Consider the following 12,356-nt stretch of genomic DNA (forward strand, 5'->3'; position numbering starts at 1 on the left):
AACGGAGGCCCCCATGGGCAACGTGCGCTGGCACCTGATGATGTCGCTCGACGGCTTCGCCGCCGGCCCCGGCCACTCGATGGACTGGATGGCCGGCACCAAAGTCGACCCCGCCACCCACCACGACGCCATCTCCACCCTCGGCGCCGTCCTCGGCGGCCGCCGCGGCTACGACGCGCTCGCGCAGCAATTCCCCGGCCAAGCGAGCCGCCAACCCTACGGCGGCGCGTGGACCGGCCCGGTGTTCGTGCTCACCCACCATCCCGAAGACGCGGCGCCGGACGACGGCATCACCTTCCTCGACTGCGGTTTGGCCGAGGCCGTCGAGATCGGCCTGGCCGCCGCGAAAGGCAAGGACCTGGAGATCCACAGCCAGGACATCGCCCGCCAATGCCTCGAACTCGGCCTGATCGACGAGTTCCGCGTGCACCTGGCCCCCGTGATGCTCGGCTCGGGCGTACGCCTCTTCGACAGCCCGGGCACGCCGCCCGTCCGCTGGGCCCGCATCCACGACGGCGACCCGGCGCTGGCGGTGGATCTCCGGTACCGCCCGCTGCGGTGAGCCGTGGCCGCCGACCCACGTTCAAGTCCGCGCGGCTCGACGAAGGCGCTGAACTCGGCTGCGCCAGGCACCGCTGGAAACCACCCCGCCAGGAGCCCGCCAGCGGATGATCTGCCTGATCGACTACGCGCTCGGTCCGCTACTGGCCTTCCGAGTAACTCTCACGAATCCGCCGGGCACCAAGCGTCCGACGTGCGCCCCGCCGCCATGCCGCAGAAGCCCTGCAGCCCACGCACGACCTCGCCGCCCTCGACGCGCAGTACGGACACGGGCTTGGCTTCCGGGACGTGGCGGCCGATGTCGCCGCCGTAGTCGATGGTGCCGCTGACGCCTTCGATGTATTTGTTCGTCTGGTGGTCGTCGGGGCGGGAGGTGTGGATGGCGGTGATCTCGCGCCACACCGCGCCCGGCGTCACGGGGATGTCGGCGGACGTCTCGCGCAAATATGCCGTCGCCGTGATCATCACCAAGGCGGCGTCGTAGGACAGGGCGGCGTGGCCGTCGAAGGAGCGGCCGCGTTCCGTTTGCTCGAACGGGAACAGCGTCCGGTCCAAAGTGGTGTAGAAGTCCCGCGCCAGGCCTTGCGGGTCGGTCGCCGGTTCGCTGGCGAAGGACAGGTAGTAGTACGGCAGCGCCCGGTTCTGCTCGCGCGCCACCTGGTCCGCCACATATCGGGACACGTCGTCGTCGCCGATGATCGTGGCGGTGCTGCCGCACTGGGCGGCGCCGGTGGCGAAGTCGCCGAAGTCCGGGACGCCGCGGCCGGCGAAGAGGACGAAACCGTTGTAGGAGCAGGTGTCCCGGCCGGCCGCGGCGGCGTTGCCGACGAGGCGCTCGCCGTAGCGGTCGTGTGACGACGGGGCCTGCTGGCCGCCATCGGGCGTGAAAGCCCTGGCCTCGACCGAGAAGCCCTTGTCCGCGAACGACTTCATGACGTCGTCGCGCAAATTGGTGCTGTAGGTGTCGGAGTCGTCGTCCGAGTAGTACACGCGCAAGACCTTCGGACCCGGCCTGGTCGCAGCGAAAGCCGCGGCGACCGCAGCCTCACGACGGTTCTGCGGCGCCACCTGGAAATACACCGGGTTCTGGTCGGCGAGGCCGTCGGCCGACAACGTCGAAGCCACCACCGGCAGGCCGGCGTCGCCGAGGGCGCGGATGGTCTGCTGCGTCGGCAGGCTGCTCATGTCCAGCCCCACCACGCCGACGATGCTCCGGTCCTGCTCGGCCATCCGGCTCAGCTGCCGCGCGACGGCCACGCCCTGCCGCATCCCGAGGCCGCCGTTCGCCACGAGCACGCGCACGATCGGCTCGGCCGTCGCCGTCGCCGTCGCCGTGAGCTGCCGGAGCTGCGCGACCGCGACCCCTTCCAGCGACTCGCGTTCGGCGGTGAGACCTTCGGCGGTGCCGTTGGGCGACGTCAGCGCTTCGAGGTCGACGAGCGTGATGTACGGCCGTTCCGGGTGCGCGCCGTGCAGCTCGGCCGCGCGCCGGTTCTGGTCCGTGATCACGGAAAGCACCTGCCGGATGGTGTCGTCGGCCGGCTGGTACACCGAGAACGAGCCGTCGGAGATCCCCACGCACTCGGTGCCCGTCCACGTGAGCCACTCGCTCGACGTGCCGCAGTGACTGGTCCGGTAGTCCTGGTACCGCACGCCGACGAAACTCGCCACCAGCGCGACGATCAGCAGCGGCACCCCCAGCCGCATCCACCGCGTCGCCCACCACGGCGGACTCGACTGCCTGCGGCGCAACACATACGTGTCCCCCAGCGACTGCAAGTGCTTGCGCGCCCGGCTCTGCTGCTCCGGCGTGCCCGGGTCGAGGCCGATCGGCAGGTACCACGCGGCGGCGTCGCGGGCGCGGCGGTCGCGGAGCAGCTCGTGCTGCCACGAGCGGTAGGCGTCACCCGCGTCGGCCGCGGTCCACCGTGGACGGTCCTGGCTCGGCCGGTCGTCCGGGGGCGGCGCGTCGCTCGTGCTGACCACCAGCAGCGGGTCGAACAGGCCGGTCTGGTTGCGCACGTCGTTGATGAGCTCCAGCAGCCGGTAGCCGCCGTTGGTGGTGGTGACGTGGTCGAGCAGCAGCACGGGATAGGTCATGCGCCGGCGCCGGAAGAACTGCCGCCGGTAGCCGCGGCGCAGGTCTTCGAGGAACGCGTTGACCAGCAGCCGCGCGACGAACTCCGGCGACTCCTGCTGCCACTCGCCGTCGGTGAGGCGCACCGCGAAGCGCACGAAGCTGCCCGACATCTCCGGCGCGAGGTGCGGCTGGCGCAGGAACCACCGGTACCGCCCGGAAAGCAGCGGCACGCGGCCGGTGACGGCGAGCCGGAACGTCGCCATCGTCAGCAACCGCAGCACCAGCAACGGGTACTTCCACGCGTCGTTGGACGGCACCAGCTCCTTGCCGACGTTCTCGATCGCCGACCGGAACCGCACCAGCAGGCCGTTGTCCTGCAGCTTCCGCAGCAACGTCCGCTCCGGCGGATCCGACGCGGGCAGCTTCTCGGCCATCAGCTGCACGACGAGCGTGAACAGCCCGAACCTGAGGCCGGAACCCCGCGAACGCGGGCTGCGCAGCAGTTCGGTGCGCGCTTCCCACAGGATGTCGCGGATCGCGTGGACGCTCGCCTCGGTCGCGGGACCCTCGGCGTCTTTGCGCTGGTCGAGCGGCAGGTACGCGTACCGCACGCCGCCGCTGGGCCGCGCCGTGCCCAGGCGCCGCTTGAACTCCTCGAGCACACCCTCGGCCGGCCCCACCAGGCACACCATCGGCAAACCCTTGCGGCCCGCGCGTTCCTGCTGGTAGCCCGGCTCCCACTCGACGTTCGCCGCGTGCAACGACCGCGGCAGATCCCCCATCCGCGGCCGTTGGTACAGCGCGCCGACGAGCTTCACCAGCTTGTCGGACCCCGCGAACGCGAGCGGGTCGCGCTCCTCGGTGGGCGTCGTCGTGGTCATGAACCAGTTTCACATGCCAGCACGGGAGGGCTCCCGGCATTTCTGCCGTCACCTACCGAATGGTCTAGTCAGCGGGCCACTCGTAGGACAACTCGTAGCGATCCGCGGCCAGCACCATGTCGTTCATCTCGAGCGGCGTCCCGTCGGTCCCGTAGGCCACCCTCGTGACGGTGATGACGGGGACACCATCGGCGAGCTGCAACAACGACGCTTCGTCGGGAGTCGGCATCCGGGCGCCAACGTGCTCCACGAACGACCCGAGCGTGTGGCCGGCTTCTTCGAGCCGGGCGTATGCGCCGCCGGAGCCGGTGTCGACCTCTTCGATGGCGGTGCCGCGCGTGAACTGCCGGGGCAGGCGCGACACCGCGAGTTGGACCACCAGCCCATCGGCACGCATCACCCGATCCCTCACCGTGACCTCGGTACCCTCGTCGATCGCAAGGTGTGCGGCGGCGCGGGCATCGGCTTGTTCGAACCGGATCTTCACCGAGGTGGACGGAGTGAAGCCGCGCGCCGCGGCGTCGGCGAGGAAGGCGCCACGGTTGCGTTCCCGAGCTTCGCGAGACAGCCGCGACCGGCCGATACGCTGGATGCTCGCCGGCGGCCGCACGAACACGCCGCGGCCGTGCTCCGACGTCACCAAACCCTCGGAGCGCAACATGTTCACGGCTTCGCGCACCGTCGGGCGCGACACTCCGTAAGCGTCGACGAGCTCACGCTCGCTGGGCAGCTGCTCACCCGGCGCGTACTGGCCGGCCGTGATCTTCTCGCGCAGGTCTGCCGCCACCTGCCTGAACGCGGGTACGCCGCTTCTGCGATCCACCATGCGGCTATTGTCGCACTCGTAAGCTTGTCTTGACCAGGTGCCCACCTTGTGTCACCGTTAGTGGCCAGGACATCATAACAAGTCAGGGGTGGGCATCAATGGATTCGTTGACCGAGCAGATCGAGGTGGCGCGGACGCGGCTGGAGGAAATCCGCTACTCCCGCGGCTGGACTCTCTCGAACATCCAGGAGATGACCGGCCTCCCGAACCGCGTCACCGCCGCCCGCTGGTGGTTCCGCGCCCCGCACTCGAAGGGTCTGCACCGGCTCGCCGACTACGCCCGCGAACTCGGCTACGGCATCCGCCTGCTGATCGTGGAGGACGACCCCGCCGAACGCCCCCTGCCCTGGCGCGAACGCATGCCCCACACCGACTTCACGACCCCCGACCCCGACGCGGACGCCATGGCCGAACCCCGTCGCCTGCAAGAGAAGTTGCGCCACGCCCGCATGGCCGCCGGCCGCTCCCGCACCGATCTCGCCGACGCCCTCGACACCAGCGCCCTCCACATCTGGTGCCTGGAGTACAGCCCGACCGTCCACGACTTGGCGTTGTGCGAGTTCCTGATGTACGCCCGTTTCCTCGGCTACACCATCCGGCTGGATCTGGTGCCCGAGCACGACTCCGTACGCGAAAGCCAGAGGGGCTCTTCCCCGGAAGAATCCGGGAAAGAGCCCCTCTCGGTCAGCGCCTAGAACTTATTCGTAGATCTCACCCTTGGCGGCCTTCGCCACCAGCGACTCCGGCGGCAGGAAGTGGTCGCCGTAGCGCGCGGCCAGTTCGCGGGAGCGGTCGACGAAGCCCTGCAGGCCGCCGGCGTACTGGTTGATGTACTGGATCACGCCACCGGTCCACGCGGGGAAGCCGATGCCGAAGATCGAGCCGATGTTGGCGTCGGCCACGGTGGTGAGCACGCCCTCGTCGAAGCACTTCACCGTTTCCAGGGCCTCGGCGAAGAGCATGCGCTCCTTGAGGTCCTCGAAGGGGACGTCGCCGGTGCCGGACTTGAAGGCGTCGCGCAGGCCGGGCCAGAGGCCGGTGCGCTTGCCGTTCTCGTCGTACTCGTAGAAGCCGGCGCCGGTGGAGCGGCCCTTGCGGTCGTACTCGTCGAGCATGCGGTCGATGACGGCCTCGGACGCGTGCGGCGTCCAGGTGCCACCGGCGGCCTCGACGGCGTTCTTCGTTTCGAGGCGGATCTTGCGCGGCAGCGTGAGCGTGAGCTCGTCCATCAGCTGCAGCGGCGGCGCCGGGTAGCCGGCCTGCGAACCCGCCTGCTCGATCGACGCCGGCTCGACGCCCTCGCCCAGCGCGGCGACGGCCTCGTTGATGAACGTGCCGATCACGCGCGAGGTGAAGAAGCCGCGGCTGTCGTTGACGACGATCGGGGTCTTCTTGATCTGCAGGGTGTAGTCGAAGACCTTCGCCAGCGTCGCGGGCGAGGTCTTCTCACCGCAGATGATCTCGACCAGCGGCATCTTGTCCACGGGCGAGAAGAAGTGGATCCCGATGAAGTCCTCGGTCCGCTTCACGCCCTCGGCGAGGGTGGTGATCGGCAGGGTCGAGGTGTTGGAACCCAGCACGGCGTCGGAGTTGACGACGCTCTCGATCTCGCCGAAGACCTTGTGCTTGAGCTCGACGCTCTCGAACACGGCCTCGATCACGAAGTCGACGCCGGCGAAGTCGGCCGCGTCGGCGGTCGGCTTGATCCGGGCCAGCAGCTCGTCGGACTTCTCCTGCGTGGTCTTGCCGCGCGAGAGGGCCTTCTCCTCCAGCTTGACGGCGTAACCCTTGCCCTTGTCGGCGGCTTCCTGCGAGACGTCCTTGAGCACGACGTCGATGCCGGCCTTCGCCGACACGTAGGCGATCGCCGCGCCCATCATCCCGGCACCCAGGACACCCACCTTGCGAGCGGTGTACTTCTCGAAGCCGTCCGGACGCGAGCCGCCCGAGTTGATCGACTGCAGGTCGAAGAAGAACGCCTTCGTCATGTTCTTCGAGACCTGACCGGTGGCCAGGCTGACGAAGTAGCGGGTCTCGACCTGGATCGCGGTGTCGAAGTCGACCTGCGCGCCCTCGATGGCCGCGGCCAGGATCGCGCGCGGCGCCGGCATGGGCGCGCCCTTGAGCTGCTTGCGCAGATTCGCCGGGAACGCGGGCAGGTTCGCCGCGAAGCTCGGGTTCGACGGGGTGCCGCCCGGGATCTTGTAGCCCTTGACGTCCCACGGCTGCACGCCGCCCTCGGGGTTGGCCTTGATCCACGCCTTGGCGGCGGGCACCAGCTCCTCGACGGTGTCCACGACCTCGTGGACCAGGCCCAGCTCCAGCGCCTTGCGCGGCTTGTGGCGCGTGCCCTGCAGCAGCACGTTCAGCAGCGCGCTCTGAATGCCCAGCAGCCGCACGGTGCGCACGACGCCGCCGCCACCGGGCAGCAGGCCCAGCGTGACCTCGGGCAGGCCGATCTGGCTGCCCTTCGCGTCGGCCGCGATGCGGTGGTGCGTCGCCAGCGCGATTTCGAGGCCACCGCCCAGAGCGGCGCCGTTGATCGCCGCGACGACCGGCTTGCCCAGCTGCTCGATGCGGCGCATCTGCGACTTCATCAGCGTGCTGGACGCGGTGAACGCCTCGGCCTGCTCCGGCTTGGCCTGGATCAGGTCGCGCAGGTCGCCACCGGCGAAGAACGTCTTCTTCGCCGACGTGATCACGACACCGGTGATGTCGTCCTTCTCCGCCTCCAGCCGGTCGACGGTCACGCCGAGCGACTCGCGGAACGCGGAGTTCATCGTGTTGGCCGACTGGTTCGGGTCGTCCAGCGTCAGCGTGACGATGCCGTCCGCGTCCTTCTCCCAGCGGATGGTCTTGCTCTCAGCCATTCTGGATCCTCACACCCGCTCGATGATGGTCGCGACGCCCATGCCGCCGCCGATGCACAGGGTCACCAGGGCGCGGCGCGCCTGGCGGCGTTCCAGCTCGTCGACCACGGTGCCGACCAGCATCGCGCCGGTGGCGCCGAGCGGGTGGCCCATGGCGATGGCGCCGCCGTTGACGTTGACCTTCTCCTCGGGCAGGTGCAGGTCCTTCATCCACTTGAGCACGACGGAGGCGAACGCCTCGTTGAGCTCCCACAGGTCGATGTCGTCCGGGGTCAGGCCCGCGGTCTTGAGCACCTTCTGCGTGGCCGGCGTGGGGCCGGTGAGCATGATCGTCGGCTCCGAGCCGATGGCGGCGGTCGCGACGATGCGCGCCTTCGGCGTGAGGCCGAAGGTCTTGCCGACCTCTTCGCTGCCGACGAGCACGATGGCCGCGCCGTCGACGATGCCGGAGGAGTTGCCGCCCGTGTGGACGTGGTCGATCTTCTCGACCTGGTGGTACTTCTGCAGCGCGACGGCGTCGAAGCCGCCCATGTCACCGATCGTGGTGAACGCGGGCTTGAGCTTCGCCAGGCCCTCGACGGTGCTGCCGGGGCGACGGTGCTCGTCGTGGTCGAGGATCGTGACGCCGTTGAGGTCCTTCACGGGCACCACGGACTTCGCGAAGTAGCCGCCGGACCAGGCCGCCTCGGCCTTCTCCTGCGAACGCACCGCGAACCGGTCGACGTCCTCGCGGCTGAAGCCCTCCATCGTCGCGATCAGGTCGGCGCCGATGCCCTGCGGGACGATGTACTCGTCGTACGCCGTGGTCGGGTCCATGAACAGCGCGCCGCCGTCGGAACCCATCGGCACGCGCGACATCGATTCGACGCCGCCGGCGATGATCAGCTGGTCCCAGCCCGAGCGCACCTTCTGGGCCGCGATGTTGGTGGCCTCCAGGCCCGACGCGCAGAAGCGGTTGAGCTGCACGCCCGCGACCGTCTCCGGCAGGCCCGACACGAGGGCGGCGGTGCGCGCGATGTCGGCGCCCTGCTCACCCACCGGCGAGACCACGCCGAGCACGATGTCGTCGATCGCCTTCGGGTCGAGGTTCGGGTGGCGGACCTTGAGCTCTTCGATCAGCCCGACCACCAGGTCGAGCGGCTTGGTGCCGTGGAGGGCACCGCCCTTGTTCTTACCTCGAGGCGTGCGCATCGCCTCGTAGATGTAGGCCTCGCTACTCACTGAACACTCCTCCGCGCAGCGGCGTGGTTGGACACTTCGGTGTATCTCACGGCCGAGCGTACCGGGCCATGGGTGCTAATGCCCATTAACATAAGCCCGGCGAACCCGATGGTGTCAATGGGTTGCCCGTGTTCCGATTAGCGCTATCGTCGGTTCACCATGAGTACTCCAGCCCGCGGGTCGCGCCCCCGCGACCGCAAGGCCCAGCTCGCCGCGGTCGCCGCCGGGCTGTTCCGCGCGCGCGGCTTCCACGGCGTCGGCATCAACGACATCGCGGCCGCGGCGGGCGTCACGGGGCCGGCGCTGTACCGCCACTTCGCGGACAAGCAGGCGATCCTGGCGTACGTCGTGCTGGCCGGGATCGACGACATGGAGGCGGTGACCGCTTCGGCACTGTCGGGCGCGCCTGACCAGCTGGAAGTGCTGCTCACGGGCCTGGCCACGCAGGCCGTCGAACGGCGCGAGATCGCCGCCCTGTGGCGCTGGGAGGGCCCCCACCTGCCCCGCGACGAGCGCCGCGAGATCCGCCACCGCTCGGGCGCGGTGCTCGACGCGTGGACGAAGGCCCTCCTGGCCACCCGCCCCGACCTCGCCGTGGACGACGCCGAGTTCCTGTGCTGGGGAGCGCTGTCGGTCTTCGGCAGCGTGGCCGTGCACCACACGACCGTGGCCCGCCGCCGGTTCGTGCCGTTGCTGGTGGAGCTGGCCACCGCTGTGTTGAACAGCACACTCCCCGCCGGGGGCGTCGCGGAGCTTGAGCGGGACGGCCTCGGCACACCTTCCCGCCGCGAACAGGTCCTGGCCGCCGCGACCGCGTTGTTCGGCGAACGCGGCTTCCACGCCGTGAGCATGGAGGACATCGGCGCCGCGGCCGGCATTGCCGGCCCCAGCGTGTACCGGCACTTTCCGAGCAAAGCGGCTTTGATGGCGGCCATCGGTCACCGGGCTGCGGACCGGCTGGCCCTCGCTGCCGAACAGGCGCTGCGGGCACCGGACGAACTCTCGGCGTTGCGCCGGCTTGCCGCTTCGTACGTCCACACGTTGCTGCACACGCCCGAACTGCTCGTGTCCTTCACCGCCGACCGCGTCACCATGCCGGACCGCGACAAGGCCGATTTGCTTCGGGTGCAACGGGATTATGTCGATCAGTGGGTGGCTTTGCTGGGGACGATCTCGCCTTCTTTACCGGCCCGCGAGGCGAAGATCCGGGTGCATGCGGCGTTGACGATCGCCAACGATCTGACTCGGACGCGCCGGGTGAGTGGGCGGGCGAATTTGGAGGCGGAGTTGACGGCTCTGTTGCATGTGGTGCTGGAGTGCCCGGTTCCGTGAGTTCTTGCGGTTTGTTGGGCGAAGTCGCTTGCTATCACGACATTTGCGGATCGGGGCTGAGCGTCGCGGCACCTTTTCAAGCGGCCCGGTGACTCTGGCGGCGGTCGGAATCGGGGTGGGTGTGGCGTACGGGGTCGGCGAAGTGGTGAACCACTGGCCCGAGATCTCCCATGGGGCGGGCGACACCGCGCAAGACATCGGCCACGGCGTGGAGAACGCCGGCAAGGCCGTCGGCCACTTCTTCTCCAGTATTTTCCAGCCGTGACGAGCCCGCTGCCTCCACAGCCGGACGTCTCCACGGGCGAGCCGCGGCCGCCGCGGGCGCCCCGGAGTTTCGGGGCGCCGACGTGACACCGGTCGACCGAAAACCGCGCAGTCACCCGCCGACCCCGGACGGACGAGGGCCGGCGCTCGAATGGCGGCAGGAGACGCCGAAGAGTGCGCTCTGGGCCGGGGTCGTCACGGCGCTGATCGTTCTCGGGTTGCCGACCGCGAACAGCGGCGGTGTCGGCCGGGTGCAAAAGCCGGGTCTGGCGTTCTTCTGGGTTCTCGCCCTCGGCGGCGGTTGGCTCATCTACAAGATCTTCAGCAACGTCTGGCTCGCCGCCGGCGCCACGTGGCTCCAGAACGGCCGGTATTGGGTCGACCTCTACCACTTGACGGAAGTCGCGGTGAGGGCTGCTGGCACCACCACTCCGCCGCCCGGCACGCGGGACGTCCTGAAGCTCCCCTGAAATATCCGTCCTGGGCGAAATCGCTGCCCGTTGCCGCTTCGGCGTGCGAGCATGCCGAGTGCCCACTGGACGAAGGCTGCATCTGGTCACGGCGGACGAGGGACATCGAGTGTCGACGCTCGAGCTGTTCTTCGACCTCGTGTTCGTGTACGCGATCACGCAGACGACCCAGCTGATGGCCGACCACCTGAGCCCCCTCGGGGTCGTCGAGGGGCTGTTGGTGCTGGCGGCGCTGTGGTGGTGCTGGTGCTGCTACGCGTGGCTCGGCACGACGATCCATGTGGACCACGGCATCGCGCGGCTCGCGATGTTCGGGGCGATGGGCGTGATGTTCCTGCTCTCGCTCACGGTGCCCGAAGCGTTCACGGACCGGCCGGGCGGACTGGACGGGCCGTTGCTGTTCGTCGGGTGTTACGCGATCGTGCGGGTGCTGCACGAGGTCGCGTACCTGGGCGCTGCTCGGCACGACCCGGAGCTGCAACGCGTGCTGCTGCGGATGTTGCGCGGGCTGGTGCCGAGCATCGGGTTGCTGGTGCTGGCGGCGTTCCTGAACGGGCCGTGGCAGCTGGTGCTGTGGGTGGTCGCGCTGACCGTGGACTACCTGAACGTCTACTTCTCCGGCCCCGCCGGCTGGCGGCTCAACTCGCCGGCGCATTTCGCGGAGCGGTTCGGGCTGATCGTGATCATCGCGCTCGGCGAGTCGATCGTGGCGATCGGGATCGGCATCGGGCCGGTGCCCATGACGTGGCTGATCGCCGGCTGCGCGCTGTGCGGGATCGCGCTCGCGGCGGGCATGTGGTGGACGTACTTCGACGTGGTCGCGCGCGTCGCCGAGCACCGGCTTGCGGGAGCGACAGGCGTGGAGCGCACGAAGCTCGCGACGGACTCGTACACGTTCCTGCACCTGCCCCTGATCGCGGGGATCGTGCTCGTGGCGCTGGGTCTGAAGAAGGCGTTCCTCTACCTGTCCGACACCGCGCACCACACACCCGGCGAAGCACTGCACGGCGTGCCCATGTGGACGCTCACCGGTGGGCTCGCGCTGTACCTCGTGGCACTGAGCGCGTTGCGGCGGCGGAACGTCGGCAGCTGGAACATCCAGCGCCTCGTGCTCGCCGCCGTGCTGCTCGGGGTCACGCCGCTGCTGGAGCACGCGCCCGCGGCGGCCGCGGTGGTCACCGCGGCCGTGGCGGTGCTGGGGCTGGTCGCGTTCGAGCGGATGGCCTGGGTGCGGCGGCAGGTGCCCCTGCCGCCGCAATGACCGTCAGGGGACCAGGTAGTTCCCGGCGACATCGGATTTCGTCGGGTGGTAGTACTCCACGATGCCGTCGCGCCAGACGCGGACGGTGATCCGGTCTTCGGAATTGGGTTGGAAAAAATCAAACAATGCGTCGACGTTGGCCGGGTTGAATCCGATGGCGAGCATCAAAGCGGTGAAAAGCGGGCGTTCGATGAGGCCGTCGCCGTCGGGGTCGCCGAGGGCGGAGAGGGCGTCGGCGAAGTCGGTGACGGTGTCGTCGAACTTTTCGGGCGAGAGGACGCACGCGGTGAACTCGTCGTAGCTCACCTTGCCGTCGCGGTTGGCATCGAGTTCGCGCTCGACGGTGGTCCACCACTTGCTGAAAGAGGCGCTCAACGCGGCCTTCGCGGCATCGCTCGAGCCGTCCGCCACCTGCTCCACGCGGGTGGACATCGCCGCGAAATCGCTCTCCTCGAGGTATCCGTTGTGATCAACGTCGAACAATTCGAAAACAACCTTGGTCCGATCTTCGGCAGTGACGGCCATGACTCCCCACATCATTCCGGCGAAAATTCCACATCGAAGTGTGCCGAGACCCAGGTAACCATGAA

11 protein-coding genes are annotated in these 12,356 nt (G+C 69.1%); 6 read left to right on the top strand and 5 right to left on the bottom strand.

The features are described from left to right. The first annotated feature begins 13 nt into the window (after positions 1-13). On the top strand, positions 14-562 hold the full coding sequence (locus AB0878_RS13515; protein ID WP_366579583.1) for a dihydrofolate reductase family protein: 549 nt from the start codon (positions 14-16) through the stop codon (positions 560-562). A gap of 161 nt (positions 563-723) precedes the next feature. On the opposite strand, the gene AB0878_RS13520 is transcribed toward AB0878_RS13515, so the two are convergent. Next, entirely contained in the window at positions 724-3,522 is a 2,799-nt protein-coding gene (locus tag AB0878_RS13520) for a hypothetical protein (RefSeq protein WP_366579584.1), read from the bottom strand. A gap of 64 nt (positions 3,523-3,586) precedes the next feature. Continuing rightward, on the bottom strand, positions 3,587-4,348 hold the full coding sequence (locus AB0878_RS13525) for a GntR family transcriptional regulator (protein WP_366579956.1): 762 nt from the start codon (positions 4,346-4,348) through the stop codon (positions 3,587-3,589). A 98-nt stretch (positions 4,349-4,446) separates the two neighbouring features. Between AB0878_RS13525 and AB0878_RS13530 the strand changes: the two genes are divergently transcribed. Continuing rightward, on the top strand, positions 4,447-5,043 hold the full coding sequence (locus AB0878_RS13530) for a hypothetical protein (RefSeq protein WP_366579586.1): 597 nt from the start codon (positions 4,447-4,449) through the stop codon (positions 5,041-5,043). Between the two features lie 3 nt (positions 5,044-5,046). Here AB0878_RS13530 and AB0878_RS13535 read toward each other — a convergent pair whose 3' ends face one another. Continuing rightward, positions 5,047-7,218 (bottom strand): 3-hydroxyacyl-CoA dehydrogenase NAD-binding domain-containing protein, encoded by a 2,172-nt coding sequence (locus AB0878_RS13535; protein WP_366579588.1) that lies wholly within the window; start codon positions 7,216-7,218, stop codon positions 5,047-5,049. Positions 7,219-7,227: 9 nt separating this feature from the next. Next, on the bottom strand, positions 7,228-8,439 hold the full coding sequence (locus tag AB0878_RS13540) for an acetyl-CoA C-acetyltransferase (RefSeq protein WP_360594468.1): 1,212 nt from the start codon (positions 8,437-8,439) through the stop codon (positions 7,228-7,230). A gap of 159 nt (positions 8,440-8,598) precedes the next feature. Between AB0878_RS13540 and AB0878_RS13545 the strand changes: the two genes are divergently transcribed. The 4 genes from AB0878_RS13545 (at position 8,599) to AB0878_RS13560 (ending at position 11,766) form a co-directional block, all read left to right on the top strand. After that, entirely contained in the window at positions 8,599-9,771 is a 1,173-nt protein-coding gene (locus AB0878_RS13545) for a TetR/AcrR family transcriptional regulator (protein ID WP_366579590.1), read from the top strand. Between the two features lie 88 nt (positions 9,772-9,859). Further along, positions 9,860-10,036: a hypothetical protein gene (locus AB0878_RS13550; RefSeq protein WP_366579592.1), complete on the top strand. Its 177-nt coding sequence runs from the start codon at positions 9,860-9,862 to the stop codon at positions 10,034-10,036. Positions 10,037-10,118: 82 nt separating this feature from the next. After that, the gene (locus AB0878_RS13555; RefSeq protein ID WP_366579594.1) at positions 10,119-10,505 is read left to right on the top strand and encodes a hypothetical protein; all 387 of its coding nucleotides are present in this window, start codon (positions 10,119-10,121) and stop codon (positions 10,503-10,505) included. Positions 10,506-10,563: 58 nt separating this feature from the next. Continuing rightward, positions 10,564-11,766 carry a low temperature requirement protein A gene (locus AB0878_RS13560; RefSeq protein WP_366579596.1) on the top strand — a complete coding sequence of 401 codons (1,203 nt, stop codon included), beginning with the start codon at positions 10,564-10,566 and terminating at the stop codon, positions 11,764-11,766. Positions 11,767-11,769: 3 nt separating this feature from the next. Here AB0878_RS13560 and AB0878_RS13565 read toward each other — a convergent pair whose 3' ends face one another. Next, on the bottom strand, positions 11,770-12,291 hold the full coding sequence (locus AB0878_RS13565; protein WP_366579597.1) for an EF-hand domain-containing protein: 522 nt from the start codon (positions 12,289-12,291) through the stop codon (positions 11,770-11,772). Between the last annotated feature and the right edge of the window lie 65 nt (positions 12,292-12,356).

It is taken from the genome of Amycolatopsis sp. NPDC047767, from assembly GCF_040704195.1.
GTDB lineage: Bacteria > Actinomycetota > Actinomycetes > Mycobacteriales > Pseudonocardiaceae > Amycolatopsis.

Coding starts and splice junctions, on each gene's coding strand:
- AB0878_RS13515 (WP_366579583.1), top strand. CDS start 14: ATGGGCAACGTGCGCTGGCACCTGATGATGTCGCTCGACGGCTTCGCC.
- AB0878_RS13520 (WP_366579584.1), bottom strand. CDS start 3,522: ATGACCACGACGACGCCCACCGAGGAGCGCGACCCGCTCGCGTTCGCG.
- AB0878_RS13525 (WP_366579956.1), bottom strand. CDS start 4,348: ATGGTGGATCGCAGAAGCGGCGTACCCGCGTTCAGGCAGGTGGCGGCA.
- AB0878_RS13530 (WP_366579586.1), top strand. CDS start 4,447: ATGGATTCGTTGACCGAGCAGATCGAGGTGGCGCGGACGCGGCTGGAG.
- AB0878_RS13535 (WP_366579588.1), bottom strand. CDS start 7,218: ATGGCTGAGAGCAAGACCATCCGCTGGGAGAAGGACGCGGACGGCATC.
- AB0878_RS13545 (WP_366579590.1), top strand. CDS start 8,599: ATGAGTACTCCAGCCCGCGGGTCGCGCCCCCGCGACCGCAAGGCCCAG.
- AB0878_RS13565 (WP_366579597.1), bottom strand. CDS start 12,291: ATGGCCGTCACTGCCGAAGATCGGACCAAGGTTGTTTTCGAATTGTTC.